This window comes from Paraburkholderia sp. MM5496-R1, from assembly GCF_050436205.1.
GTDB classification, from domain to species: Bacteria; Pseudomonadota; Gammaproteobacteria; order Burkholderiales; family Burkholderiaceae; genus Paraburkholderia; species Paraburkholderia tuberum.
The window spans coordinates 3,535,008-3,560,689 of the sequence record NZ_JBNDLT010000002.1; the positions used below are offsets into that span (position 1 = coordinate 3,535,008).

Consider the following 25,682-nt stretch of genomic DNA (forward strand, 5'->3'; position numbering starts at 1 on the left):
ACTAGAACGCATTGTTGCCTCCGGAGTTCCGCATGGACGCTGCCGCCTACGACGCGTCGCCGGTGCTGATCGTCGGGGCCGGTCCCACCGGACTTGCCGCAGCGATGAGTCTCGCGCGCGCCCACGTCCCCGTGCGCCTGATCGACAAGGCGCCGCAGCCGAATCCTTACTCGCGCGCGATCGGCATTCAGGCACGTACGCTCGAACTGCTCGAGCAGCATCGGCTGGTCGAACCGTTTCTCGAGCTCGGCCATCGCGCGCGCGTGGCGAATCTGTTTTCGAACGGCATGCGGCTTGCGCAGCTCGATTTCGACCCGTTGCACACGCGCTATCCCTATCTGCTATTTCTCGACCAGTCGGTGACCGAGCGGCTCCTGACCGAGCATCTGGCGACGCTCGGCGTGAAGGTCGAGCGCGGCGTCGAGCTCGTGGCGTTCATGCAAGGCTCCGCGAGCGTTCAGGCGACCTTGCGCCGCGCGGACGGCCGCACGGAAGCCATGCGCCCGTCATATCTGATTGCGGCCGATGGCGCGCACAGTTCGATTCGCCATCGCCTCGACCTGAGCTTCGAGGGCAAGACCTTCGACCAGACCTTTCTGCTCGCCGACCTGCATGCCGAAACCGACTGGCCCGACGACGAGTTCCATATCTTCGCGTCGGGCGACGGTCTCGTCGCGCTGTTTCCGATGGGCCACGGCCGCCATCGTCTGATCGCCGATCATGCGGTCGAGCCGTCCGGCAGCGCCGCGCCGCCGGCCCCCGCGGTGCTCGGCGAGCCGCCGCTGGAGCGGGCGCCGGCGCCGTCGCTCGAACAATGCAAGGCGCTGATCGCGCGACGCGTGCGCGAGCGCGTCGACGTGTCGGATCTGGCGTGGTCGGCGTACTTCCACGTGAACAGCCGGATGGTCGATCGGCTGCGCGTGGGCCGCATCTTCCTCGCCGGCGATGCCGCGCACGTACACAGCCCCGCGGCCGCGCAAGGCATGAACACCGGCATCCAGGAAGCGCTCAATCTCGGCTGGAAGCTCGCGCGCGTGATCGGCGGCGCGGCGCCGGATCGTCTGCTCGACACGTATCACGCCGAGCGACATCCGATCGAGCGCGAGGTGCTGCGGCAGACCGGTTTCATCACGCAGATGGCCGAGGCCGATCACGGACCGATGAAGCTGCTGCGCGAGCGCGTGATGCCGGTGCTGGCCACGCTCGGTCCGCTGCGCGATGCCGCACGCGCGACGATCAGCGAGCTGTCGATCCAGTACCGGCGCAGTCCGCTGACGCTCGAACGCATGCTCGACGGCGGCCCGCGCGCGGGCGAGCGCGCACCCGATGCGCTCGTGCACGTCGTCGACGGTCCGCTCGGGCGCGCGCCGGGCGTCGGCTGCATTTTCGATCTGCACGATCCGGCGTTCTTCTCGCTGTTTCTGCTGTTGCCGCCGCTGCCCGTCGATGGCACGCCGCTCGATCCCGCCGCGAAACATGCACCGCCGCCCGACCCCGAAGTAGAAAAGCTCGCCGCCGAGGTCGAGCGGCTGCTGCCGAACGCGGTGCGAATCTGGCGCGTCACCGATACGAGCGGCGACGGCGGCCCGGCGTTGTCCGAATCGTATGGGCGCACGCGGCCGTCGTTTTATCTGGTGCGGCCCGACGGCTACATCAGCGCGCGCGGACGCACCGGCTCGGACCTGCACGGTCTCGTACGGCACTGCGAAGCGTGGTTTACGGTTGGGGGAGAGATATCGGAACAGGCGACGTTGTGATCGGCGCCGCCTGTTGCGTGGCATGGGCACGCACGCGGCAGCGGATCGCGCCGCCGCGCCTGGTTGATTGGGGAAACCGCCCGAGCCTAAGCCGCCGGCGCCTGGGCCGGCGCCGGCGTCAACTTCTCGCGATACCTGACGATCGCCTCGCGCGTGAAGTCCGATAGCGCGATGTCATACGTGTCCGGCGCTTCGTCGAGCGTCGCGAGCAGCGCGCGCCGCATGCGCGGCTCCCAGAAGCGGCGGATGTGTTCGGCGACGCCGGTCAGCGCTTCCTCGTGGTCGGGCATCGACTCGAAGAAGTCGCCGATCCGGTTCGCCATGTCGATCAGATTCCGATTGTCCATGGCTCGCCTCACTTGCCCGCGGTGACGGCCGCGGCCGCATTGGCCAGCTCGCGCTGCTTCAGCAGTTCGAGCTGTTCGCTATTGAAGCGTGAATAGTCCTTCTGCCATTGCGACGGCTGCTCGACCGGCATCACCTGCACCGCGGTCACCTTGTATTCGGGGCAGTTGGTCGCCCAGTCGGAGCTGTCGGTCGTGATCACGTTCGCGCCCGATTCGGGGAAGTGGAACGTCGTATAGACAACGCCCGGCTGCATCCGCTCCGTCACCTTTGCGCGCAACACGGTCTGCCCCGCGCGCGATTCGATGCCGACCCAGTCGCCGGTTTTGATGCCGCGTTCCTCGGCATCGTGCGGATGCAGTTCGAGCCGGTCTTCGTCATGCCAGCGCGAATTCTCGGTGCGGCGCGTCTGCGCGCCGACGTTGTACTGCGACAGAATGCGCCCGGTCGTCAGCAGCAACGGATACTTGCGCGTGACCTTCTCCGGCGATGCGATGAACTTCGTGATCACGAACCTGCCCTTGCCGCGCACGAAGGTGTCGACGTGCATCGTCGGCGTGCCGTCGGGCGCGTCCTCGTTGCATGGCCACTGGATGCTGCCCATTTCGTCGATCTTCTGGTACGACACGCCGTGGAAGGTCGGTGTGAGCCGCGCGATTTCGTCCATGATCTCGGACGGATGCGTGTAGTCCATCTCGTAGCCGAGCGCGCGCGACAGCAGCAGCGTGACTTCCCAGTCCGCGTAGCCGCCGAGCGGCGGCATCACCTTGCGCACGCGCGAGATGCGGCGCTCGGCATTGGTGAACGTGCCGTCCTTTTCGAGGAACGACGAGCCGGGCAGCAGCACGTGTGCATACTTGGCGGTCTCGTTCAGGAAGATGTCCTGCACGACGATGCATTCCATCGACGACAGCGCCGCCGCCACATGATGCGTGTTCGGGTCCGACTGCACGATGTCCTCGCCCTGGCAGTAGAGGCCCATGAAGCTGCCGTCAAGCGCGGCGTCGAACATGTTGGGAATGCGCAGGCCCGGTTCCGGTTGCAGCGCGACGTTCCAGGCGTTTTCGAACTGAGTGCGAACGAGCGGATCGCTGATGTGGCGATAGCCCGGCAGCTCGTGCGGGAACGAGCCCATGTCGCACGAGCCTTGCACGTTGTTCTGGCCGCGCAGCGGATTCACGCCGACACCTTCGCGGCCGATGTTGCCGGTCGCCATCGCCAGGTTCGCGATGCCGATCACCATCGTCGAGCCTTGCGCGTGTTCGGTGACGCCGAGGCCGTAGTAGATCGCGGCGTTGCCGGCGCTCGCGTAGATGCGCGCGGCTTCGCGTACCTGTTGCGCGGGCACGCCGGTCGCCGCTTCGGTCGCTTCCGGCGAGTTCTCCGGCAGCGCGACGAAATCGCGCCACTGTTCGAACGCGCGGGTTTCGCAGCGCTCGGCCACAAACGCTTCGTCGAGCAGGCCTTCGGTGACGATCACGTGCGCGAGCGCGTTGACGATCGCGACGTTGGTGCCGGGCCGCAATTGCAGGTGATGCGACGCCTTCACGTGCGGCGTATCGACGATGTCGATCCGGCGCGGATCGACGACGATCAGCTTCGCACCCTCGCGCACGCGTCGCTTCAGACGCGAGGCGAACACCGGGTGGCCATCGGTCGGATTCGCGCCGATCACCATGATCACGTCGGCCTTATCGACCGATGCGAACGTCTGGGTGCCCGCCGATTCGCCGAGCGTCGTCTTCAGACCATAGCCTGTCGGCGAGTGGCAGACGCGCGCGCAGGTGTCGACGTTGTTGTTACCGAACGCGGCGCGCACGAGCTTCTGCACGAGGTAGGTTTCCTCGTTCGTACAGCGCGACGACGTGATGCCGCCGATCGAATCGCGGCCATGCTTCGCCTGGATGCGGCGGAATTCCGATGCCGCATACGAGATCGCTTCGTCCCAACTGACTTCGCGCCACGGGTCGGTGATCGTCGCGCGGATCATCGGCTTTTTGATGCGGTCCTTGTGGGTCGCGTAGCCCCACGCGAAGCGGCCCTTCACGCACGCATGGCCTTCGTTGGCCTGGCCGTTCTTGTGCGGCACCATCCGCACGACCTGGTTGCCCTTCATCTCTGCCTTGAACGAGCAGCCGACGCCGCAATACGCACAGGTGGTGACGACCGAGTGCTCGGGCTGGCCGAGCATCACGACGGTCTTTTCCTGCAAGGTCGCGGTCGGGCACGCGGCCACGCAGGCGCCGCACGACACGCACTCCGATTCCATGAACGGCTGGTTCTCGCTGGCCGCGACGCGAGATTCGAAGCCGCGTCCGGTGATCGTCAGCGCGTACGTGCCTTGGGTTTCCTCGCACGCGCGCACGCAGCGATTGCAGACGATGCACTTCGCCGGGTCGTACGTGAAGTACGGATTCGATTCGTCCTTCTGGTCCTTCAGATGATTCGCGCCGTCGAAGCCGTAGCGGACTTCGCGCAGGCCGGTCACGCCCGCCATGTCCTGCAGTTCGCAGTCGCCGTTGGCGGGGCAGGTCAGGCAATCGAGCGGATGGTCGGAGATGTACAGCTCCATCACGTTGCGACGCAGCGACTGCAGACGGTCGGTCTGCGTGCGCACCTTCATGCCGGCTTCGACCGGCGTCGTGCATGAGGCCGGATAGCCGCGCCGTCCTTGGATTTCGACGAGACACAGGCGGCATGAGCCGAACGGCTCGAGCGAATCGGTCGCGCACAGCTTCGGCACGTTGACGCCAGCTTCAGCCGCCGCGCGCATCACCGACGTGCCCGCCGGTACGGTCACCGCCTGGCCGTCGATGTCGAGCGTCACGTCGACGTCCGAGTGGCGGGCGGGGGTGCCGTAGTCGGTGTCGTCGGCGAACGCGTTGGCGGCGCGTGCCAGGGCTTGCGACTTGCACGCGCAGTTGCCTGAGCCGCAGCCGCCCCCCAGGGGGACTTCCTTCGGGGCGCCGGCAGGGGAGTTGAACTGGTCGGACATGGTGAACTCCTGGAGTCAGGCCGCGGCCGCTTTGGTGGCGTGGTCGGCAGTGGGATCGGCGGCGAGACCGAAGTCTTCAGGGAAATGATCGAGCGCGGACAGCACCGGATAGGGCGTCATGCCGCCCATCGCGCACAGCGAGCCGGCTACCATCGTGTCGCACAGATCACGCAGCAATTGCACCTGACGCGTCGACGTGTCGCCGTTGCGAATCCGCGCGATCACCTCGACGCCGCGCGTCGAGCCGATCCGGCACGGTGTGCATTTGCCGCACGATTCGAGCGCGCAGAAGTGCATCGCGTATTGCGCGAGCTCGGCAAGATTCGAGGTGTCGTCATGCACGACGAGACCGCCGTGGCCGATCACCGCGCCGACTGCCGCATACGCCTCGTAGTCCATCGGAATGTCCCACTGGCTTGGCGGCAGATAGGTGCCGAGCGGACCGCCGACCTGCACCGCGCGCGCCGGCCGGCCGCTCGCGGTGCCGCCGCCGAAGTCGTCGAGCAGTTGGCGCAAGGTCACGCCGAACGCGAGTTCGACGAGGCCGCCTCGCTTGATGTTGCCGGCCAGTTGGAACGGCAGCGTGCCACGCGAGCGGCCCATGCCGAAGTCTTTATAGAACGCGGCGCCGCGCGCGAAGATGATCGGCACGGTGGCGAGCGTGATCGCGTTGTTGATCACGGTGGGCTGGCCATAGAGACCCACGAGTGCGGGCACCGGCGGCTTTGCGCGGACGATGCCGCGCTTGCCTTCGAGCGATTCCAGCATCGCGGTTTCCTCGCCGCACACATACGAGCCCGCGCCTTTCGCGACGAACAGCTCGAAACGCTGCCCGCTCGAGAGCACGCTGTCGCCGAGCCAGCCGGCTGTGCGCGCACGGGCGATGGCAGCTTCGAGCGTCGCGATCGAGTGCGGGTATTCGCTGCGCACATAGATGTAGCCGACGGTCGCGCCGGTCACGACGCCGGCGATGATCATGCCTTCGATGAGCACGTACGGATCGCTTTCCATCACGAGACGATCGGAGAAGGTGCCGGAATCGCCTTCGTCGGCATTGCAGACGACGTACTTCTGCGCGGCTTTCGCGCCGCGCACCGTGCGCCACTTGATGCCGGCCGGGAAGGCCGCGCCGCCGCGGCCGCGCAGACCGGATTCGATCAGCGCTTCGCAGGCGGCATCGCCGTCGGTTTGCAGGGCGTTGCGTAGGCCTTCGAGGCCGCCGTGCGCGACGTAATCGTCGATGGACAGCGGGTCGGTGATGCCGATCCGCGCGAAGGTCAGGCGCTGCTGCTTCTTCAGATACGGAATCTCGTCGACCACGCCGACGCGCCGCGCATGCTCGCCGCCCTCGACAAAGCCCGCGTCGAACAACGCGGCGACGTCTTCCACGTCGACATTCGCATAGCCGATGCGGCCTTCGGGCGTCGCAACTTCGACGAGCGGTTCGAGCCACAGCAACCCGCGCGAGCCGTTGCGGATCAGTTCGATCGCAATGCCGCGGCGCGCGGCTTCGCTGGCGATGGCTTCGGCCAGCGCATCGGCGCCGAGCGCGAGCGCCGACGAATCTCGCGGAACATAGATGCGCGTCATGCCGGCACCTCCACGCATTTGCGGGCAGCGGCGAACAGCGCGTCGAATTTTTGCGGCGACACGCGCGCGTGCAGCGTGCCGTTGAGCATCATCGCCGGCGACAGCGCGCATTGGCCGAGGCAGTACACCGATTCGAGTTCCACCGTTGCGCCGTCATCGTGACCGGCGTCGAAGCGGCATCCGGTGTGCGCCTCGATGTGCTGGGCAAGCGCCTCGGTGCCCATGCTGCGGCACGCTTCGGCGCGGCACAGCTGCACCGTGACGGGCGCTGCAGGCGAGGTGCGAAAGTGATGGTAGTAAGTGATGACGCCGTGCACTTCCGCTCGCGACAGGTTCAGCGCGCGGGCGAGCGGTCCGACCGCCGCGGGTGGCACAAAGCCGAGTTCGTCCTGGATCGCGTGCAGGATCGTGATGAGTGTGCGGCCCGGCTGCGCGTGACGTTGCACGAGCTGATCCGGCGCCGTGGCGAGAGAATCGTCCAAAGGGGGGCTCCTCCGAAGCGATATATGCACTTGTTATTCATAATGCATGCACGTATGCTTCGCTTATTCGATATGGTATAGCCGAAAGATAGGCGGGCCGACCGGCGCGCGCAATAGGAAACGGTCAAGCATATATGGTCAGGATCGAATGTCAGGTCGAGCTGGTGGTGAAGGGCGCGGATGGCCGCGAGGCCAGCCTGTCTGACGTGGTGCCGCTGCTCGCGCTCGTCGATGAATCTGGCAGCATTGCGCAGGCCGCGGCGCTTAAGGGTTTGTCCTATCGGCACGCATGGGGCTTGCTGCGCAGCATCGAGGAGCGGTTTGGTGGTCCTCTGATCGCGAAAGAGCGTGGGCGCGGCTCGGTGTTGTCCGACCTCGGTCACGCGGTGCTGCGCGGGCAGCGGCTCTGCGGCGAGCGGCTCGACGGCAATTTGCAGGCGCTCGCGAGCGAAGTGGCGAGCGATCTGAACCGCTGGCTTGCGCCCCCCGCCGATGACGTGCGCATCCACGCGTCGCACGGTTACGCGGTGGCCGCGCTTGTTACGGCGCTGGTCGCCAACGATCTGCCGGTCGAGATCAAGTACCGCGACAGCGCCGAGGCGGTTAGTGCGCTTGCGCGCGGCGAGTGCGATCTGGCGGGCTTTCATCTGCCGCTCGGCGAGTTCCGCGCGGTGTGCGCCGATACCTACCGGCGCTGGCTCGATCCGCAACGCCATGTGCTCGTGCATCTGACCCGCCGCAAGCAGGGTCTGTTCATCGGCAAGGGCAATCCGAAGCGGATCGGCGGGCTCGGCGATCTGGCGCGCGACGACATCCGTTTCGTCAACCGCCAGCCGGGCTCGGGTACGCGGATGGTGCTCGATCTCGCGCTGCGACAGGTCGGTGTGGACCCGGACCGCGTCAACGGCTATGCGTCGACCGAGCTGACGCACTCGGCGATCGCGGCGTTCGTCGCGAGCGGCATGGCGGACATAGGCTTCGGCGTCGAACCGGCCGCGCATCATTTCGGGCTCGACTTCATTCCGATCGTCGACGAGGACTATTACTTCGCGTGCGATCGCGCGCACCTCTGTCGCGCGCCGCTCGCGACGGTGATCAACCTGTTGCGCGGCAGCGCGTTTCATCAACGCGTCGAGCAGCTCGCCGGCTACGATCCGTGCGACTGCGGCAGGCTCGTCGATCTGGACGAGGGGCTCGGCGGCGCGCTCGCGTAACGGCGGAGTAAGAGCCTGTAACCAGAAAAGCGGTGGCGCTCGGCGTGCGCGGCTGCGCAGCGCGCCGGTTTCGGCTACTCTCTTGGCTTCGTATCCGCCTTTACCGCGCGCCAAGCCGCGCTGAACCGACATGAAAGCTCTTCTCCATGCATGTGCCGCCGCTGCCGCGGCTGGTGTGCTCTGTGCCACCGTCTCCGTCGCTTACGCGCAAAATTCGCCTGGCGTGCCGGGTGGCATCCTGACCGACGAATTCCGCATTAACGAGCATCCGCAGATGCCGTTCGCCGCGTCCGCCCCGTCGGACAAGTATCAGCACGGCCGACGTTCGCAGGCGCGCAAGCGCGGCGATATGGGCGATCCGAATGGCTGCAATCTGCAGTGCCCGAAAGACGAATAAGAATTGGCTCGGGCTTCGCTCGAGCTTCGAGGTTTGACGCAACGCCGGCCCTTGGGTCGGCGTTGTGCTTTGTGGCGGGGGCGATGGCGGCCCAGTTGCCGGCCGGAGTGGATTCTTATGGCCTGGCGATGTGCCAGATTTCCTTGAAGCCGTCCCCCTTTGCATCGCCCGACGGCTTGTCGGTCGGCGCCGCCGTGGCTGCCGGCCAGTTGCTCATGCAGCCGCCGGTGCAGGCGCTGACGCCGGGCGTGGCGTCCTTGTCGAACGTGTAGAGCGTCATGCCGTCAGCGGTGACGAAGCGGCCGTCGGACAGTTTGGGCGGAAGGCACCGGCGTGTAGCACGGCGAGTGCGAGCGGGGCCAGCAGAGCGATGGTCTTGCGCATGACGCAGGCTCCTGTTTTGGCGGCGTGGTTGACGAGTGACGACTCGCTTCGAGCTACGAGTATAGGCAGCGGCCGCGGATTTACCGGGGCGTGTTGTGCGTCCCCGCTGAGTGAAGGGGAGACGTGTGGCCGGCCCGCAAAGCGTCGCGGACGGTGCCGAAAATAAAAAACCCCGGCAGCGTTACGCTACCGGGGTTTTTTGGGGCCGTTCATCGCGAACGTTCCAGGTATTTGGTGGAGGCGGCGGGAATCGAACCCGCGTCCAGAAGTCCTCTACGACCAGTTCTACATGTTTAGTTCTGTCTTTTGATTTAACCGCAGCGACGCGGACGAACACGCTGCGCTACGGCGATTCACTAAATTTTCGACCCGGACGTCGTGACGCCGCCAAGGCTTAACTGACGTATATGACCTCTGTCGGTATTGCTACCGGTCTTGCGACACTAGCCCGTCAGTGAACTAGGCAGAGGACGGCGGCCCTTAGGCTGCCAGTGCGAACGTATCGTCGTTTGCAGTTACGTTTTTCCCATTGATTAACGAGGTGACGGGTCCTCGACATGCCCTAGCCGCTTCGCAACCCCTGTCGAAACCAGGTCGCCCCCGCGGTTCGTTGCTCACATATGTGAGCCAAAGGAGATTTTACAATAGATCGAGGGCCGCGTCGTGCGTCTTTGGTGGCTGCTGAATGGTGCAACATGGCTAACAGGAGTGGGGGACGGGCCCTTCAGCCGATCTGTCTGACTTTGTCAGCCGATGTCGCGCAGCAGGGTTTGCAACTCGGCCGTCGATTCTACGACGTGTTGCGCGTGCCACCGGGTCGGCGGAATGTCGTTGCCGCAATAGCCGTACGCCGCGGCGACGGTCTTCATGCCGGCGGCAAAACCGGCCTGCACGTCGCGCAGATCGTCGCCGATATAGACGACGCGCTCCGGCGCGATGTCCAGCTCACGCGCCGCGTGCAGCAACGGCGCGGGGTGCGGCTTCGAATGCGGGGTCGTGTCGCCGCTCACCACGCAGCCGGCGCGCTCCTCGAGCCCGAGTTGCGCGACGAGCGGCTCGGTGAGCCGCGCGACCTTGTTCGTGACGATGCCCCAGCGCACGCCGCGCGCGTCGAGTTCGTCGAGCACTTCCGCGATACCCGGAAAGAGCGTCGTCTCGATGCACAGATCTGCTTCGTAGTTCGCGAGAAACTCCTCGCGCATCGATGCGAATTCGTGATGATCGGGCCCGATGCCGAACGCCCCGCAGATTAGTCCGCGCGCTCCGGCTGAAGCCAGCGGGCGCAGCTTCTCGAGCGGCACCATCTTGAGCCCCCGGTCGTGGCGCATCTTGTTGACGGCGGCCGCGAGGTCGGGCGCCGTGTCGGCAAGCGTGCCGTCGAGGTCGAAAAGCACGGCGAGGCAAAAGCCGAGCGTGTCGTCGTTGTCTTCGCGTTGCGGCAGGGGAGTCGGGTCGCTCATTGTTCGTTTTGGATACGGCGGATCGGGGCGGTTCGGGTAATTCAGGCGTCGCGGCGACAGGCGAGCATATAGTTGACGCTCGTGTCGGACGACAGCGCGAAAAGCTTGCTGAGCGGGTTGTACACGATGCCCTTGATGTCCGCCGTGCGCAGTTCGGCGGCGCGCACGAAGCCGGCGAGCTCCGACGGGCGGATGAAGCGCGCGTAGTCGTGCGTGCCCATCGGCAGCATTCGCGCGATGTATTCGGCGCCGATCACCGCGAACAGATACGACTTGACATTGCGGTTCAGCGTGGAGAAAAACACCCAGCCGCCCGGCTTCACAAGATTCTTGCAGGCCTCGACGATCGCGGCCGGCCTGGGCACGTGCTCGAGCATTTCCATGCAGGTGACCACGTCATAGGTGCCCGGTTCGCGTGCGGCCAGCGCCTCAGCCGCGATTTCTTCGTAATCGACGGTTACACCGCTTTCAAGACTGTGAAGATCGGCGACACCGAGTGCCTGCGTCGACAGATCGATGCCCTTCACATGAGCGCCCAAACCTGCCATCGATTCCGACAGGATGCCGCCGCCGCAGCCGATATCGAGCACATTTTTGCCGGCGAGATGGGCGTGGGCGTCGATCCAGCTTAGACGAATCGGATTCAGTTCGTGCAGCGGCTTGAATTCGGCGTTCGGGTCCCACCAACGATGCGCGAGGTCGCTGAATTTCTGTAGTTCGTGAGGATCGGCGTTGGTCATGGTGAAGGCTGCCTCGATGAAAGCGGTGAGCGGACGCTCGAGGATAAACCCTGAGTATATAGGGCGAGAGAAAGAGCGGCAAAAGCGCGTCGGGTAGCGGGCGCTGATGCAAGCTGCGAGCCGCTGGTAGCTGAGCGGGACCCTCCTGCGTCGCGCATCACGCCAGGCCGCGGTACCCGCGCATAAAAAAAGCCCCGCCGAAGCGGGGCTTTCGATACTGCGGTAATTTTCCAGCTTACTGCTTCGGCGTACCGACAACTTCGACTTCCACGCGGCGGTCCGGTGCGAGGCAGGCGATGAGTTGCTTGCGGTTCTTCTGGTTGCAACCGGTGGTAACCGGGTTGCGCGGACCCTTGCCTTCCGTGTAGATACGGTTGGCTTCGACGCCCTTGCTGACCAGGAAGGCCTTCACAGCTTGAGCACGACGCAGCGACAGACGGTCGTTGTAGGCGACGGAACCGATACGGTCGGTGTGGCCCGTAGCGACGACGACTTCGAGGTTGATGCCCTGGATCTTCGATGCCAGTTCGCTCAGACGTTCCTTGCCGGCCGGCTTCAGGATTGCCTTGTCGAAGTCGAACAGCGCATCAGCTTGATACGTAATCTTTTCGCTGGAGATAGCCGGAGGCGGAGGGACCGGTGCCGGCGGGGTCGGAGCCTGAGCAACCAGAGCGCCGTCGCACTTGGCGTTAGCCGTTGCGGGCGTCCAGAATGCATCGCGCCAGCAAAGCTCGTTCGTGCCGTTCATCCACACGTATTCGCCAGTACCATTCACCCAGTTGTCGTTGGTAGCTTGTCGCGACGCCGGCACCGACTGCGCCATGGCGGATGCAGCCATAACTGCGGTAGCTGCAATGAACGCGAGCTTTGAAAGTTTATTCATATTTCTCCTCTCGAAATTGAGATTACCGCAGGTTTACTGCGAGCCTGTTGACGAAGACCAGTCATACATTGCTCGAAGTATAACATTGGTGCGGAACAAAAACCGTTTGTGTAGACTTCGAGCAGTGTCTGACTCTTTGTGCGTTGGCATTTTGCCATATCGTTCCCTTCCGACGAAAAAAAAATCCGCCCCCGATCAAATCCCCCTCCAATTGTGGTGCATGCGCAACAAATGTTTTCGTCTGAGCGGTCCGCCGGCTCTGGCTGAGCGGCGAATTGGTCCCATGCAGGAATCGAGCCTGACGAGACTGAAATTGTGCGATCGGCGAGGTGTTGGCGGGTGGCCCTCTAATATGTATACGTACCTTCGTCGGGCGTGGATTCGTGGCATGTTAGAATCGCGTGATGCGTTGCGCCTGCAATGCTTACGCGAAGAAGCGGCGAAACCCCGCCTTCGCACGTAAAAGATACGGATAATGGATCAATTCGCCAAAGAGACTCTGCCAATCTCCCTTGAGGAGGAAATGCGCCGTTCGTATCTCGATTACGCGATGAGCGTGATCGTAGGGCGAGCGCTTCCCGATGTCCGCGATGGCCTGAAGCCGGTGCACCGGCGCGTGCTGTTCGCGATGCACGAGCTGAACAACGACTGGAACCGCGCCTACAAGAAGTCGGCGCGTATCGTCGGCGACGTCATCGGTAAATACCATCCGCACGGCGACACTGCTGTCTACGACACGATCGTACGGATGGCGCAGGACTTCTCGCTGCGCTACATGCTCGTCGACGGCCAGGGGAACTTCGGTTCCGTCGACGGCGACAATGCCGCGGCGATGCGTTACACCGAAATCCGCATGGCGAAGATCGGCCACGAACTGCTGGCCGACATCGACAAGGAAACGGTCGACTTCGTGCCGAACTACGACGGCAGCGAGAACGAGCCGGCCATCCTGCCCGCGCGCATCCCTAATCTGCTGATCAATGGTTCGTCCGGCATCGCGGTCGGCATGGCGACCAATATCCCGCCGCACAACCTCAATGAAGTCGTCGACGCGTGTCAGCATCTGCTGAAAAACCCGGAAGCGACGATCGACGAGCTGATCGAGATCATCCCCGCGCCCGACTTCCCGACCGCCGGCATCATCTACGGCGTGGCCGGCGTGCGCGACGGCTATCGCACCGGCCGCGGCCGCGTCGTGATGCGCGCGCTGACGCACTTCGAGGAAATCGACCGTGGCCAGCGCATGGCGATCATTGTCGACGAGCTGCCCTATCAGGTGAACAAGCGCTCGCTGCTCGAGCGCATCGCCGAGCTCGTCAACGAGAAGAAGCTCGAAGGCATTTCCGACATCCGCGACGAATCCGACAAGAGCGGCATGCGCGTCGTGATCGAGCTGAAGCGCGGCGAAGTGCCCGAGGTTGTGCTGAACAATCTGTACAAGGCGACCCAGCTTCAGGACACGTTCGGTATGAACATGGTCGCGCTCGTCGACGGCCAGCCGAAGCTCCTGAATGTGAAGGAAATGCTGACGTGCTTCCTGTCGCATCGCCGGGAAGTGCTGACGCGGCGCACCGTCTACGAACTGCGCAAGGCGCGCGAACGTGGTCACGTGCTCGAAGGTCTCGCGGTTGCGCTCGCGAACATCGACGAATTCATCGCGCTCATCAAGGCCGCGCCGACACCGCCGATCGCCAAGCAGGAGCTGATGTCGCGCGCGTGGGATTCGTCGCTCGTGCGCGAAATGCTGTCACGCGCCGAGTCGGAAAACGCGTCGGCGGGCGGTCGCGAAGCTTATCGTCCGGAGGGACTGAACCCGTCGTTCGGCATGCAGACCGACGGCCTTTACCGTCTGTCCGATACGCAGGCGCAGGAAATCCTGCAGATGCGCCTGCAGCGACTGACCGGTCTCGAGCAAGACAAGATCATCGGCGAATACCGCGACGTGATGGCGCAGATCGCTGACCTGCTGGACATTCTGGCTCGCCCGGAACGCATTTCGGCGATCATCGTCGACGAACTCACGTCCATCAAGGCCGAATTCGGCGATGCGCGTCGCTCGAAGATCGAGTTGAACGCGACCGAGCTGAACACCGAAGACCTGATCACGCCGCAGGAAATGGTCGTGACGATGTCGCACGCGGGCTACGTGAAATCGCAACCGTTGTCCGAATATCGAGCCCAGAAGCGCGGTGGTCGTGGCAAGCAGGCCACTTCCATGAAGGAAGACGACTGGATCGACACGCTGTTCATTGCCAATACGCACGACCACATCCTGTGCTTCTCGAACCGCGGCCGTGTGTACTGGGTCAAGGTCTACGAAGTGCCGCAGGGTTCGCGCAATTCGCGCGGCCGGCCGATCGTCAATATGTTCCCGCTGCAAGAAGGCGAAAAGATCACGGTCGTGCTGCCGGTCAAGGAGTTCTCGGCCGACAAGTTCGTGTTCATGGCGACCGCGTTGGGAACGGTAAAAAAGACGCCGCTGGAAGCATTTAGCCGGCCGTTGCGCAAGGGTATTATTGCGGTCGGTCTCGATGAGGGCGATTACCTGATCGGCGCCGCGATCACCGACGGCCAGCACGACGTGATGCTGTTCTCGGATTCGGGCAAGGCAGTGCGCTTCGACGAAAACGACGTGCGTCCGATGGGCCGCGAGGCGCGCGGCGTGCGCGGCATGCAACTCGAGGACGGCCAGAACGTGATCGCGTTGCTGGTGGCCGACGACGAGCAGCAGTCGGTGCTCACCGCAACCGAGAACGGCTACGGCAAGCGCACCCCAATCACCGAGTACACGCGTCACGGCCGCGGCACGAAGGGCATGATCGCAATCCAGACGTCGGAGCGTAACGGCAAGGTCGTTGCCGCGACGCTGGTGGACCCGGAAGCGCAGATCATGCTGATTACCACGACGGGCGTGCTGATTCGCACGCGTGTGTCGGAAATTCGCGAAATGGGACGCGCAACGCAAGGTGTTACACTCATCAGCCTTGACGAAGGGACCAAGCTGTCCGGTCTGCAACAGGTAGCGGAGGCCGAGGGCGAGTCGGAAAGCGATTCCGACGGCTCCGCTGAAGGTGATAACGGCGGTGAGGGCGGCGGCGCGGCTTGATCCGTGCCAGCGGCTTTCAGTCTCAGTTAATACGTTGAAGCTACGCTGCGGGTCACCGCGTATCGGGCCGGTACGCTTTCCCGTGTGGCGTGCAGTTCAAGTTAATTTCTCTTAGGGAGTAGTGATGCAAAAACGATTCAAACAACTGATGTTGCTGGCTGCCATCGTGCCGACCTTCGCCATGGCTCAAGCGCTGCAGAACCAGGCGCCTGCGGCTCCGGCTGCCGCAGCAGCACCGGTTGATCCGGCCAAGCAAGCTGCCATCAAGGAGCTGCTCGACGCCATCGATGCGCAGAAGCTGGTTGGCGCAATCGGCAACAGCGCGCAGATGCAGGCCAAGCAGCTCGTTCCGGCAATCCTGTCGGACGCGCTGACCGAGAACAAGACGATGACGGACAAGCAGAAGCAGGCCGCCGTGCCGACGCTGCAAAAGAACGCAGTGCCGAAGCTGGTGGACAGCGCGGGCCAGGTGTTCGCGACCGACTCTTTCCGTCAGGACGCGATGCAATCTCAGTACGACGCGTACGCAAAGTACTACAGCACGTCGGAAATCAAGGATCTGACCACGTTCTACAAGAGCCCGACCGGTCGCAAGTTCATCCAGGTGCAAGACCAGGTTGGCCGCGACGTCGTGAACGGTCTGATGCAGAAGTACATGCCGGAATCGATCAAGGCAACGCGTGAGCAGGCCGACAAGGAAGTCGCATCGGTCAAGCCGGCTGCCAAGTAAATTCCGCTCGCAGGCTGCGCTGATCAGCCGGCCTGTCGTCGCGCCCACTGGGCCACCCGGCGTGGCGGGTTGGCGGCGACAATGCGATAATGGTCGTTTGCGCACTGGCGCAGACGACCATTTTCTTTTTCGGCGAGCCATTTCGCAGTTCTTTTCGCCGATTCCCGCGCGACTTCGTTATTTCGCGCCCGCTTCCAGGACCTCACATGCGCGTCTTTAATTTCTCCGCCGGCCCAGCGGCCATGCCCGAAGAAGTGCTGCGCCAGGCAGCCGACGAGATGCTGAATTGGCAAGGCAGTGGTATGAGCGTGATGGAAATGAGCCATCGCGGCAAGGAATTCATGTTGATCCACGAGGAAGCGCTGACCGATTTGCGCGAGTTGCTGCAGGTGCCGGCAAGCCACCGCATCCTGTTTCTGCAGGGCGGCGGACTCGGCGAAAACGCGATCGTGCCGATGAACCTGCTCGGCTCGAAACCGCGCGCGGATTTCGTCATCACCGGCTCGTGGTCGGAGAAATCGTTCAAGGAAGCGCAGAAATACGGCAGCGTGCATCTCGCCGCGACCGGCAAGACAGCCGAGGGCTTCACCCGCGCGCCGGCGCGCTCGGAATGGCAGCTGTCGGACGATCCGGCTTACGTGCACTTGTGCACCAACGAGACCATTCACGGCGTCGAAACCTTCGAGATTCCCGACCTCGGCGATACTCCGCTCGTCGCGGATGCGTCGTCGCATATCCTGTCGCGCCCGATGGACATCGCCAAATACGGCGTGCTATTCGGCGGTGCGCAGAAGAACATCGGCATGGCCGGCGTGACGGTCGTGATCGTGCGTGAGGACATGCTCGATCGCGCGATGCCGATCTGCCCGTCGGCGTTCGAATGGAAGACCGTCGCCGAGAACAATTCGATGTACAACACTCCGCCCACCTACGCGATCTATATTGCCGGGCTCGTGTTCAAGTGGTTGAAGAAGCAGGGCGGCCTCCTGGCGATGGAGGCACGCAACCTCGAAAAATCGAAGCTGCTGTACGACACGATCGACTCGAGCAGCTTCTATCTGAACAAGGTCGAGCGTGGCTCGCGCTCCCGGATGAACGTACCGTTCTTCCTCGCCGACGAGTCGCGCAACGAAGATTTCCTGTCCGGCGCGAAAGCGCGGGGATTGGTGCAGCTAAAGGGCCACAAGTCCGTCGGCGGCATGCGGGCGTCGATTTATAACGCCGTCCCGCTCGAAGGCGTCAAAGCGCTTGTCGAATACATGAAGGAATTCGAACAGCGCAGTGCCTGAGTCACACTGACCGGCAGGCGTGCGCCTCTTTTCCAGCAGTTACCCGGCAAAGCCGTTTTACGCATGGACGACGAACTCAATACACGACTCAAACCTCTGCGCGATCGCATCGACGCGCTCGACGCGCAGTTGATCGCGCTCCTGAACCAGCGCGCGTCGGTCGCGCTCGAAGTCGGGGAGGTCAAGAAGCATTTCAACGCACCGGTGTTCCGACCCGAGCGCGAGATGCAGGTGATCGCGCGCCTGCAGGAGATGAGCGCGGGGCCGCTTGCGGACGAACACATCGGCGCGATCTGGCGCGAGATCATGGCCGCAAGCCGCGCGCTCGAAAAGACCATCAAGGCCGCGTACCTCGGGCCCGTCGGCACCTATAGCGAACAGGCGATGCATGAGTACTTCGGTCAGTCGATCGAAGGGCTGCCGTGCCCGTCGATCGATGAAGTGTTCCGCTCGGTCGAGGCGGGCGCCGCCGACTACGGCGTCGTGCCGGTCGAGAATTCGACCGAAGGCGCGGTGTCGCGCACGCTGGATCTGCTGCTGCAAACGCAGCTGACCATCGGCGGCGAACTCGCATTGCCGATTCATCACAACCTGCTCACGCAAAACGGGCTCGCCGGCGTCACGCGCGTGTGCGCGCACGCCCAGGCGCTCGCGCAGTGCCAGCGCTGGCTGTCGACCAACGCGCCGCATCTCGAGCGCCAGGCGGTGTCGAGCAACGCGGAAGCTGCACGGATGGCAGCCGAAGATCCGACGGTCGCGGCCATCGCCGGCGACCGCGCCGCGATCCACTACGGCCTGCAGGTCACCAACGCGCTGATCCAGGACGATCCGCACAACCGCACACGCTTCGTGATGATCGGCAAGCAGCCGACCGGTCCGAGCGGCTACGACCAGACCTCGCTGATTGTGTCGGTCGTGAACGAACCGGGTGCGATGGTCAAGCTGCTCGAGCCGCTGGCGCGCCACGGCGTGTCGATGACGCGTTTCGAATCGCGCCCGGCGCGCGTCGGCACGTGGGAGTACTACTTCTATATCGATGTCGAAGGCCATCGCGACGACCCGGCCGTGGCCGCCGCGCTCGCCGGGCTCGGCGAGAAGGCCGCGTTCCTGAAAATACTCGGCTCGTATCCGCGCGCCCGGTAAGGGCTGGCAGCGCCGTCCGGGCGGCGCCAAGTGCACTGCCCGAACGCATATTTCACTATCCATCGTCGTTCGGAGATTTTCATGACAGCGTCTTTCGGCCCTTCCTATGTGCGTGCGATCGCGCCGTACATCGCCGGCAAGCCGATTTCGGAAGTGGCCCGCGAGTTTGGTCTCGACGAGGCGAGCATCGTGAAGCTGGCATCGAACGAGAATCCGCTCGGCATGCCGGAATCCGCGCAGCGCGCGATGGCGCAGGCGATCGCCGACCTCGGCCGCTATCCGGACTCGAACGGTTTCGAACTGAAGGCGGCGCTCGCCGCGCGCTACGGCGTGCCGGCCGAGTGGATCACGCTCGGCAACGGCAGCAATGACAACCTCGAACTCGCCGCGCACGCGTTCGTCGAGAAGGGCCAGGCGGTAGTGTTCTCGGAGTATTCGTTCGCGGTCTATGCGCTCGCAACGCAAGGCGTCGGCGCGCGCGCGATCGTCGTGCCGGCCGTGCACTATGGTCACGACCTCGACGCGATGCTTGCCGCGATCGACGACGACACGCGTCTCGTGTTCGTCGCCAATCCGAACAATCCGACCGGTACGTTCGTCGACGGTCCTACGCTCGAGGCGTTTCTCGGCAAAGTGCCGCGCCATGTGGTCGTCGTGCTCGACGAGGCGTACACCAAGTATCTGTCGGCGGACAAGCGCTATAACTCGATCGACTGGGTGCGCCGCTATCCGAACCTGCTGGTGTCGCGCACTTTCTCGAAGGCGTTCGGCCTGGCGGGCCTGCGTATCGGCTTCGCGATCGCGCAGCCCGGCTTGACCGATCTGCTGAATCGACTGCGTCAGCCGTTTAACGTCAATACGCTCGCGCAGGCCGCGGCGATTGCGGCACTGAACGACAGCGCATTTCTGGAACAGAGCGCAGCGCTGAACGCGCAGGGCTATAAGCTTCTGACCGAGGCGTTCGACAAGCTCGGTCTCGAATACGTGCCGTCCGAAGGTAACTTCGTGCTCGTGCGCGTCGGCGGTGACGACGAAGCCGGCGCCCGGGTGAATCTCGCGCTGCTGAAACAGGCTGTGATCGTGCGACCGGTCGGCAACTACGGTTTGCCGCAATGGCTACGCATCACGATCGGCCTGCCGGAGGAAAACGGAGCGTTCCTCGCGGCGCTCGAAAAGACGCTTGCCGAGCCTGCCGCTGCGTAAGCATTGCTCCTTGATCCCGCGCGTCGGCCGGCAGGAGCGGCGCGCTTATTGTCCGTATTGTGTGAGCGACGTGGCCGCGTTTTCTTTTAACAAGCTGGTGATTTTCGGTGTCGGCCTGATCGGCGGATCGCTCGCGCGCGCGTTGCGCGAACGCGGCGAGGCCGGCGGGGCACGCACGGTGGTTGGGGTGGGACGGACGTCCGCGTCGAGCGAGCGCGCGTTGGCGCTCGGGGTGATCGACGGCGCTGCGGCGCTCACCGACGACGCCGCGCTGCGCGACGCGCTAGCGGGCGCGGACTTCGTGCTGCTCGCGGCGCCGGTCGCGCAGACACAGCCGCTACTCGAACGCATGGCGCTGCATCTCGACGCCAACACGATCGTCACCGATGCGGGCAGCACCAAGTCCGACGTGGTTGCCGCCGCGCGCGCGGCGCTCGGTGCACGGATCGGCCAGTTCGTGCCGGGCCATCCGATCGCCGGCCGCGAGTCGAGCGGCGTCGACGCCGCGTTGCCCGATCTGTACGTGAACCGCAACGTCGTGCTGTGCCCGCTGCCGGAGAACGCGCCGGAAGCGGTCGAGCGCGTCGCGGCGATGTGGCGCGCCACCGGCGCCTTGGTGCGGGACATGACGCCGCAGCAGCACGACCGCGTGTTCGCGTCGGTCAGTCATCTACCGCACGTGCTGTCGTTCGCGCTCGTCGAACAAATCCTCAGTTCGCCCGACGCCGCTTTGAAGTTCTCGTTCGCGGCGGGCGGATTCCGCGACTTCACGCGCATCGCCGCGTCGAGTCCGGAGATGTGGCGCGACGTCTGCGTCGCCAATCGCGCGGCGCTGCTCGACGAACTCGACGCGTATACCGCGGTGCTCGCGCGCCTGCGCACGGCGATCGAGGCCGGCGACGGCGCCGCGCTCGAAGCGGTGTTCGCGCGCTCGCGCGTCGCGCGCAGTCAGTGGCAGGAGCAGCGCGCGGCTGGCGTGGCCTCCAGCGACGCGTCCAAATAACCGGAAACTGGACACATCATGGAATTCCTCGATCTCGGACCTTTTTCCCGTGCGTCCGGCACGATTCGTCTGCCCGGCTCGAAGAGCATCTCGAACCGCGTGCTGCTGCTCGCCGCGCTCGCCGAAGGCGAGACGACGATCACGAACCTGCTCGATTCCGATGACACCCGCGTGATGCTCGCCGCGCTCGAAAAGCTTGGCGTATGTCTGAAGCGCGACGGTGACACCTGCGTCGTGACCGGCACGCGCGGCGCGTTCACCGCGCGAACGGCCGACCTGTTCCTCGGCAACGCGGGTACGGCGGTGCGTCCGCTGACCGCGGCCCTCTCCGTGAACGGCGGCGACTACCGGATCCACGGCGTGCCGCGCATGCACGAGCGGCCGATCGGCGATCTCGTCGACGGCCTGCGCCAGATCGGCGCGAAGATCGACTACGAACAGAACGAAGGCTATCCGCCGCTACGCATCCGTCCCGCCCAGACCACGGCCGACGCGCCGATCCGCGTGCGCGGCGACGTGTCGAGCCAGTTTCTGACCTCGCTGCTGATGACGCTGCCGCTCTTGCGCACCGCGAGCGGCGTCACCACCGTGCAGGTCGACGGCGAGCTGATCTCGAAGCCGTACATCGAGATCACGATCAAGCTGATGGCGCGCTTCGGCATCAACGTCGAGCGTCACGGCTGGCACCAGTTCGTGGTGCCAGCCGGGCAGCGTTATCAGTCGCCAGGCGCGATCATGGTGGAGGGGGATGCGTCGTCGGCGTCGTATTTCCTCGCCGCGGGAGCGCTCGGCGGCGGCCCGCTGAGAGTGGAAGGGGTGGGCCGCGCGAGCATCCAGGGCGACGTCGGCTTTGCCGATGCGCTGATCAAGATGGGCGCGAACCTGCAGATGGGCGAGGACTGGATCGAAGTGCGCGGCGTCGGCAACGACCATGGCAAGCTCGATCCGATCGACATGGACTTCAACCTGATCCCCGACGCGGCGATGACGATCGCGGTCGCCGCGCTGTTCGCGGACGGCACGACCACGCTGCGCAACATCGCAAGCTGGCGCGTCAAGGAAACCGACCGCATCGCCGCGATGGCGACCGAGCTGCGCAAGGTCGGCGCGAAGGTGCAGGAGGGCGAGGATTTCCTCGTCGTCACGCCGCCCGAAAAGCTCATCCCGAATGCCGCGATCGACACCTACGACGACCACCGTATGGCGATGTGCTTCTCGCTCGTGAGCTTGGGCGGTGTGCCGATCCGCATCAACGACCCGAGGTGCGTCGGCAAGACGTTCCCCGATTATTTCGAGCGCTTCACGGCGCTCGCGCAACCCTGATGCAATCCAGATTCGCGTGCGAATCGCCCGATGTGCGACATTTTTAGATGAAACCGATCCGTCCCTTTCACCAGACGCCCGTCATTACGATCGACGGCCCCAGCGCCTCCGGCAAAGGCACTGTGGCCGCGATGGTGGCCGCCAACCTCGGCTTTCACCTGCTCGACAGCGGCGCGCTCTACCGGCTCGCGGCACTCGCGAGCCTGCGCTACGGCATCGCGGCGGACGACGTCGACGCACTTGTCAAACTGATCGACGACCTGCATATCACGTTTCGCGAGGGGCTCGCGCAGCTCGACGGCGTCGATGTATCGACCGAAATTCGTGCCGAGGAAGTGGGCAGCCGCGCCTCGGCGATCGCCGTTCACGCGCCGGTGCGAACCGCGCTGGTGGCGCGTCAGCGGGCGTTTCGCAAGCAGCCGGGGCTCGTCGCCGACGGGCGCGACATGGGCACCGTGATCTTTCAGGATGCCGTGCTGAAGGTGTTCATGACGGCGAGCGTCGAGGCCCGCGCGACGCGCCGGCATAAGCAATTGATCCAAAAAGGATTTTCTGCTAATATAGATGACTTGCTCCGGGATTTGCGTGAGCGCGACGAGCGTGACAGTCAGCGCGCGGCCGCGCCGCTCAAGCCCGCGGCGGATGCAAAACTGCTTGATACCTCCGCATTGTCGGTCGACCAGGCGGTCGAGCACGTGGTGCAATGGTATGAAGCGCTGGTCCCGCATGCGTAACTGAAACGGTCATGCGGTAGTGGCCAGACAGCGGCAGTCCTGTTGTTGGTAGGTGCTTCGCGATGGTCGCGAAGCGTTGTTTTTTTAACCCTTTAACCCCGCGTGGCGTTCGCGTATTTGCCGCAGTTGCTGACCAGTCCGGTGAGCCAGGCGTTGCGAAGACCATGCAAACTCTGATTTTTATGTCCGACCTGCAAACCTCTACCCCGAATACCGAATCTTTTGCGGCTCTGTTCGAAGAGTCGCTGACCAAGCAGGACATGCGCGCTGGCGAAGTGATCTCCGCGGAAGTCGTGCGTGTCGACCACAACTTCGTGGTCGTGAACGCTGGTCTGAAGTCCGAAGCCTACATCCCGCTCGAAGAATTCCTGAACGACGCGGGCGAGGTAGAAGTGCAGGCGGGCGACTTCGTTTCCGTCGCGATCGACGCGCTGGAAAACGGCTATGGCGACACCATCCTGTCGCGTGACAAGGCGAAGCGTCTGGCTTCGTGGCTGTCGCTGGAAAAGGCGCTGGACAACAACGAACTCGTAACCGGCACGATCACGGGCAAGGTCAAGGGCGGTATGACCGTGATGGTCAACGGCATCCGCGCGTTCCTGCCGGGTTCGCTGGTTGATACGCGTCCGGTCAAGGACACCACCCCGTACGAAGGCAAGACGCTCGAATTCCGCGTCATCAAGCTCGACCGCAAGCGTAACAACGTCGTGCTGTCGCGCCGCGCTGTCATCGAGGCAACGCAAGGCGAAGAGCGCGCGAAGCTGCTCGAAACGCTGAAGGAAGGCGCGATCGTCGAAGGCGTGGTCAAGAACATCACCGACTACGGCGCGTTCGTGGACCTCGGCGGTATCGACGGCCTGCTGCACATCACGGACATCGCATGGCGTCGTGTGCGTCACCCGAGCGAAGTTCTGTCGGTTGGCCAGGAAGTCACCGCGAAGATCCTCAAGTTCGACCAGGAAAAGAACCGCGTTTCGCTCGGTATCAAGCAATTGGGCGACGATCCGTGGGAAGGCATCTCGCGCCGTTATCCGTCGGGCACGCGTCTGTTCGGTAAGGTCACCAACATCACCGACTACGGCGCATTCGTCGAAGTGGAATCGGGCATCGAAGGCCTCGTCCACGTGTCGGAAATGGACTGGACCAACAAGAACGTTGCTCCGTCGAAGGTTGTCCAATTGGGCGACGAAGTCGAAGTCATGGTTCTCGAAATCGACGAAGACCGCCGTCGTATCAGCCTCGGCATGAAGCAGTGCAAGCCGAACCCGTGGGACGACTTCAGCCGCAACTTCAAGAAGGGCGACAAGATCAGCGGCGCCATCAAGTCGATCACCGACTTCGGCGTGTTCATCGGTCTGCCGGGCGGCATCGACGGTCTGGTTCACCTGTCGGATCTGTCGTGGAGCGAAACCGGCGAGGAAGCCGTTCGCAAGTACAAGAAGGGCGACGAAGTGGAAGCGATCGTTCTCGGCATCGACGTCGAGAAGGAACGTATTTCGCTGGGTATCAAGCAGCTCGAAGGCGACCCGTTCAGCAACTACGTTGCAATGAACGACAAGGGTTCGGTCGTTGACGGTACTGTCAAGTCGGTGGACGCGAAGGGTGCTGTGGTCCAGCTGTCGGGTGAAGTCGAAGGCTACCTGCGTGCTTCGGAAATCGCCCAGGACCGCGTGGAAGACGCTCGCAACGTGCTGAAGGAAGGCGACAAGGTCAACGCGATGATCATCAACATCGATCGCAAGTCGCGTGGCATCAACCTGTCGATCAAGGCGAAGGATTCGGCTGAGCAGCAGGAAGCCATCCGCGGTCTCGCTGCTTCGGATTCGAGCGCGGCCGCTACCGGCACGACGAACCTCGGCGCGCTGCTGAAGGCCAAGCTCGACGGCCAGAACCAGTAAGCCTGAGAGGTCTGCTGCAGTATGACCAAATCGGAATTGGTCGCCCAGCTGGCTACGCGGTTTCCGCAACTTGTTCTCAAGGATGCGGATTTCGCGGTGAAGACGATGCTCGATGCGATGTCGGAGGCACTTGCCAAAGGTCATCGCATCGAAATTCGAGGTTTCGGCAGCTTCGGGCTCAACCGCCGTCCCTCCCGCGTTGGACGCAATCCGAAGTCGGGCGAGAAGGTGCTGGTACCTGAGAAGTACGTACCGCACTTCAAGCCGGGCAAGGAATTGCGCGAGCGGGTGGACCGTCGCGCGGGCGAGCCGCTGAAGGCCGAAGAGCCGGATGACGACCTTTAATGACTCCGCTGTGCGTCTTGCAGCGTGGCATAGCTAGCGTCAGCGGCCAAAGCCAGTCGGCAAAAGACCAGGAAAAGCGCCTTCGGGCGCTTTTTTTTCGTCCATCCTTTGAGAAGAGGGCGCCTCCCGGTGCGGTCCTTTGCATTTCGCGAATCACCCGTAAGTGCGCCATCCCGCCACTTGCTGCCCGGCCCCGAGGTCATCCATTACAATACGGGTCACTTCGGCGCGGGCAACACCGTGGCGCGACGCGTCATCGAGCCGGCGTCACCCCGCAACTGCCGTCAAGAGATCTATTCATGAAATTTATCGTCTGGCTGATCCGTGTGCTGGTGTTCGTGCTGCTGCTGGTGCTGGCGCTCTCCAACACGCAACCCGCTACGCTGAATTTCCTCGCCGGCTACGTCTGGTCGGCGCCTCTGATTCTGATCGGTCTCGCGTTTTTCGTGATCGGCTTGCTCGCGGGGCTCGTGTCGGCGGTGCCGGCCGTCGTACGTCTGCGCATGGAGAATGGCCGGCTCAGGCGCGAGTTGCGCGTGGCGCGCGAAACGCCAGCCGTCGTCGAGCAGCCGCCGCTGCCGCCGCTGATCTGAACTCCGTTGCGCCGCGCGCTCTGAGCGCGGCTTTTCGTTTTCGCTTTCCCGCACATTTGCATTAATCG

At 63.9% G+C, this 25,682-nt stretch carries 22 protein-coding genes and 1 other RNA gene; 14 read left to right on the forward strand and 9 right to left on the reverse strand.

Annotated features, from left to right (window positions below; genetic code table 11):
- Nucleotides 1-32: 32 nt before the first annotated feature.
- Nucleotides 33-1,757, forward strand: a complete 1,725-nt coding sequence (locus OKW38_RS23500) for an FAD-dependent monooxygenase (protein WP_429363270.1) — start codon at nucleotides 33-35, stop codon at nucleotides 1,755-1,757.
- 86 nt (nucleotides 1,758-1,843) lie between these two features.
- Here the strand turns inward: OKW38_RS23500 and OKW38_RS23505 are convergent, their stop codons facing one another.
- The 4 genes from OKW38_RS23505 to OKW38_RS23520 are packed head-to-tail and all read right to left on the reverse strand — an operon-like array spanning nucleotide 1,844 to nucleotide 7,169.
- Nucleotides 1,844-2,104 carry a formate dehydrogenase subunit delta gene (locus OKW38_RS23505; protein ID WP_184027626.1) on the reverse strand — a complete coding sequence of 87 codons (261 nt, stop codon included), beginning with the start codon at nucleotides 2,102-2,104 and terminating at the stop codon, nucleotides 1,844-1,846.
- Nucleotides 2,105-2,112: 8 nt separating this feature from the next.
- The gene (gene fdhF / locus OKW38_RS23510; protein WP_429363272.1) at nucleotides 2,113-5,097 is read right to left on the reverse strand and encodes a formate dehydrogenase subunit alpha; all 2,985 of its coding nucleotides are present in this window, start codon (nucleotides 5,095-5,097) and stop codon (nucleotides 2,113-2,115) included.
- Between the two features lie 15 nt (nucleotides 5,098-5,112).
- Complete coding sequence (locus OKW38_RS23515) at nucleotides 5,113-6,687, reverse strand: formate dehydrogenase beta subunit (RefSeq protein WP_429363274.1); 1,575 nt, start codon at nucleotides 6,685-6,687, stop codon at nucleotides 5,113-5,115.
- Nucleotides 6,684-7,169, reverse strand: coding sequence for an NAD(P)H-dependent oxidoreductase subunit E (locus OKW38_RS23520; RefSeq protein WP_090801339.1), 486 nt, complete (start codon nucleotides 7,167-7,169; stop codon nucleotides 6,684-6,686). Before OKW38_RS23520 ends, OKW38_RS23515 begins: the two co-directional genes overlap by 4 nt.
- Nucleotides 7,170-7,303: 134 nt before the next feature.
- On the opposite strand from OKW38_RS23520, the gene OKW38_RS23525 reads away from it, so the two are divergent.
- Together OKW38_RS23525 and OKW38_RS23530 are read left to right on the forward strand one after the other, a co-directional pair.
- Nucleotides 7,304-8,383, forward strand: coding sequence for a substrate-binding domain-containing protein (locus tag OKW38_RS23525; protein ID WP_429335125.1), 1,080 nt, complete (start codon nucleotides 7,304-7,306; stop codon nucleotides 8,381-8,383).
- A 130-nt stretch (nucleotides 8,384-8,513) separates the two neighbouring features.
- Nucleotides 8,514-8,780: a hypothetical protein gene (locus OKW38_RS23530; RefSeq protein ID WP_018421395.1), complete on the forward strand. Its 267-nt coding sequence runs from the start codon at nucleotides 8,514-8,516 to the stop codon at nucleotides 8,778-8,780.
- Nucleotides 8,781-8,895: 115 nt separating this feature from the next.
- Here OKW38_RS23530 and OKW38_RS23535 read toward each other — a convergent pair whose 3' ends face one another.
- From OKW38_RS23535 to ompA, 5 genes are all read right to left on the reverse strand, one after another.
- Entirely contained in the window at nucleotides 8,896-9,093 is a 198-nt protein-coding gene (locus tag OKW38_RS23535; protein ID WP_429363805.1) for a hypothetical protein, read from the reverse strand.
- A gap of 303 nt (nucleotides 9,094-9,396) precedes the next feature.
- Nucleotides 9,397-9,766, reverse strand: a transfer-messenger RNA (tmRNA) gene (ssrA, locus tag OKW38_RS23540).
- Between the two features lie 144 nt (nucleotides 9,767-9,910).
- Nucleotides 9,911-10,624 (reverse strand): phosphoglycolate phosphatase, encoded by a 714-nt coding sequence (gph, locus tag OKW38_RS23545; protein ID WP_090801335.1) that lies wholly within the window; start codon nucleotides 10,622-10,624, stop codon nucleotides 9,911-9,913.
- 41 nt (nucleotides 10,625-10,665) lie between these two features.
- Complete coding sequence (gene ubiG, locus OKW38_RS23550) at nucleotides 10,666-11,364, reverse strand: bifunctional 2-polyprenyl-6-hydroxyphenol methylase/3-demethylubiquinol 3-O-methyltransferase UbiG (RefSeq protein WP_090801333.1); 699 nt, start codon at nucleotides 11,362-11,364, stop codon at nucleotides 10,666-10,668.
- A 235-nt stretch (nucleotides 11,365-11,599) separates the two neighbouring features.
- The gene (ompA, locus tag OKW38_RS23555) at nucleotides 11,600-12,247 is read right to left on the reverse strand and encodes an outer membrane protein OmpA (RefSeq protein ID WP_090801331.1); all 648 of its coding nucleotides are present in this window, start codon (nucleotides 12,245-12,247) and stop codon (nucleotides 11,600-11,602) included.
- Between the two features lie 475 nt (nucleotides 12,248-12,722).
- Between ompA and gyrA the strand changes: the two genes are divergently transcribed.
- The 11 genes from gyrA to OKW38_RS23610 all read left to right on the forward strand — a co-directional run bounded on the left by gyrA (nucleotide 12,723) and on the right by OKW38_RS23610 (nucleotide 25,614).
- A complete protein-coding gene (gyrA, locus tag OKW38_RS23560) occupies nucleotides 12,723-15,353 on the forward strand; it encodes a DNA gyrase subunit A (protein ID WP_429335123.1) in 2,631 nt (876 codons plus the stop codon).
- Nucleotides 15,354-15,477: 124 nt separating this feature from the next.
- Nucleotides 15,478-16,083 (forward strand): DUF2059 domain-containing protein, encoded by a 606-nt coding sequence (locus tag OKW38_RS23565; protein ID WP_090801328.1) that lies wholly within the window; start codon nucleotides 15,478-15,480, stop codon nucleotides 16,081-16,083.
- Between the two features lie 206 nt (nucleotides 16,084-16,289).
- Complete coding sequence (serC, locus tag OKW38_RS23570) at nucleotides 16,290-17,372, forward strand: 3-phosphoserine/phosphohydroxythreonine transaminase (RefSeq protein WP_184070725.1); 1,083 nt, start codon at nucleotides 16,290-16,292, stop codon at nucleotides 17,370-17,372.
- Nucleotides 17,373-17,435: 63 nt separating this feature from the next.
- Nucleotides 17,436-18,515, forward strand: coding sequence for a prephenate dehydratase (pheA, locus tag OKW38_RS23575; protein WP_090801324.1), 1,080 nt, complete (start codon nucleotides 17,436-17,438; stop codon nucleotides 18,513-18,515).
- An 81-nt stretch (nucleotides 18,516-18,596) separates the two neighbouring features.
- Complete coding sequence (hisC, locus tag OKW38_RS23580) at nucleotides 18,597-19,718, forward strand: histidinol-phosphate transaminase (protein WP_429363276.1); 1,122 nt, start codon at nucleotides 18,597-18,599, stop codon at nucleotides 19,716-19,718.
- A gap of 61 nt (nucleotides 19,719-19,779) precedes the next feature.
- The gene (locus OKW38_RS23585) at nucleotides 19,780-20,721 is read left to right on the forward strand and encodes a prephenate dehydrogenase (RefSeq protein ID WP_429363807.1); all 942 of its coding nucleotides are present in this window, start codon (nucleotides 19,780-19,782) and stop codon (nucleotides 20,719-20,721) included.
- 18 nt (nucleotides 20,722-20,739) lie between these two features.
- Entirely contained in the window at nucleotides 20,740-22,044 is a 1,305-nt protein-coding gene (gene aroA / locus OKW38_RS23590) for a 3-phosphoshikimate 1-carboxyvinyltransferase (protein WP_429363277.1), read from the forward strand.
- Nucleotides 22,045-22,091: 47 nt separating this feature from the next.
- Nucleotides 22,092-22,778, forward strand: coding sequence for a (d)CMP kinase (cmk, locus tag OKW38_RS23595; RefSeq protein WP_429363279.1), 687 nt, complete (start codon nucleotides 22,092-22,094; stop codon nucleotides 22,776-22,778).
- 164 nt (nucleotides 22,779-22,942) lie between these two features.
- Nucleotides 22,943-24,676 carry a 30S ribosomal protein S1 gene (gene rpsA / locus OKW38_RS23600; protein ID WP_008921410.1) on the forward strand — a complete coding sequence of 578 codons (1,734 nt, stop codon included), beginning with the start codon at nucleotides 22,943-22,945 and terminating at the stop codon, nucleotides 24,674-24,676.
- 21 nt (nucleotides 24,677-24,697) lie between these two features.
- Complete coding sequence (locus OKW38_RS23605; protein ID WP_006050255.1) at nucleotides 24,698-25,021, forward strand: integration host factor subunit beta; 324 nt, start codon at nucleotides 24,698-24,700, stop codon at nucleotides 25,019-25,021.
- 299 nt (nucleotides 25,022-25,320) lie between these two features.
- A complete protein-coding gene (locus tag OKW38_RS23610) occupies nucleotides 25,321-25,614 on the forward strand; it encodes a LapA family protein (protein WP_090801318.1) in 294 nt (97 codons plus the stop codon).
- Nucleotides 25,615-25,682 lie beyond the last annotated feature (68 nt).

Bases quoted from the DNA above. Each gene is read 5' to 3' on its own strand.
- OKW38_RS23500 (WP_429363270.1), top strand. From the start codon at position 33: ATGGACGCTGCCGCCTACGACGCGTCGCCGGTGCTGATCGTCGGGGCC.
- OKW38_RS23505 (WP_184027626.1), bottom strand. From the start codon at position 2,104: ATGGACAATCGGAATCTGATCGACATGGCGAACCGGATCGGCGACTTC.
- fdhF (WP_429363272.1), bottom strand. From the start codon at position 5,097: ATGTCCGACCAGTTCAACTCCCCTGCCGGCGCCCCGAAGGAAGTCCCC.
- OKW38_RS23515 (WP_429363274.1), bottom strand. From the start codon at position 6,687: ATGACGCGCATCTATGTTCCGCGAGATTCGTCGGCGCTCGCGCTCGGC.
- OKW38_RS23525 (WP_429335125.1), top strand. From the start codon at position 7,304: ATGGTCAGGATCGAATGTCAGGTCGAGCTGGTGGTGAAGGGCGCGGAT.
- OKW38_RS23530 (WP_018421395.1), top strand. From the start codon at position 8,514: ATGAAAGCTCTTCTCCATGCATGTGCCGCCGCTGCCGCGGCTGGTGTG.
- gph (WP_090801335.1), bottom strand. From the start codon at position 10,624: ATGAGCGACCCGACTCCCCTGCCGCAACGCGAAGACAACGACGACACG.
- ubiG (WP_090801333.1), bottom strand. From the start codon at position 11,364: ATGACCAACGCCGATCCTCACGAACTACAGAAATTCAGCGACCTCGCG.
- ompA (WP_090801331.1), bottom strand. From the start codon at position 12,247: ATGAATAAACTTTCAAAGCTCGCGTTCATTGCAGCTACCGCAGTTATG.
- gyrA (WP_429335123.1), top strand. From the start codon at position 12,723: ATGGATCAATTCGCCAAAGAGACTCTGCCAATCTCCCTTGAGGAGGAA.
- OKW38_RS23565 (WP_090801328.1), top strand. From the start codon at position 15,478: ATGCAAAAACGATTCAAACAACTGATGTTGCTGGCTGCCATCGTGCCG.
- serC (WP_184070725.1), top strand. From the start codon at position 16,290: ATGCGCGTCTTTAATTTCTCCGCCGGCCCAGCGGCCATGCCCGAAGAA.
- pheA (WP_090801324.1), top strand. From the start codon at position 17,436: ATGGACGACGAACTCAATACACGACTCAAACCTCTGCGCGATCGCATC.
- hisC (WP_429363276.1), top strand. From the start codon at position 18,597: ATGACAGCGTCTTTCGGCCCTTCCTATGTGCGTGCGATCGCGCCGTAC.
- aroA (WP_429363277.1), top strand. From the start codon at position 20,740: ATGGAATTCCTCGATCTCGGACCTTTTTCCCGTGCGTCCGGCACGATT.
- cmk (WP_429363279.1), top strand. From the start codon at position 22,092: ATGAAACCGATCCGTCCCTTTCACCAGACGCCCGTCATTACGATCGAC.
- rpsA (WP_008921410.1), top strand. From the start codon at position 22,943: ATGCAAACTCTGATTTTTATGTCCGACCTGCAAACCTCTACCCCGAAT.
- OKW38_RS23605 (WP_006050255.1), top strand. From the start codon at position 24,698: ATGACCAAATCGGAATTGGTCGCCCAGCTGGCTACGCGGTTTCCGCAA.
- OKW38_RS23610 (WP_090801318.1), top strand. From the start codon at position 25,321: ATGAAATTTATCGTCTGGCTGATCCGTGTGCTGGTGTTCGTGCTGCTG.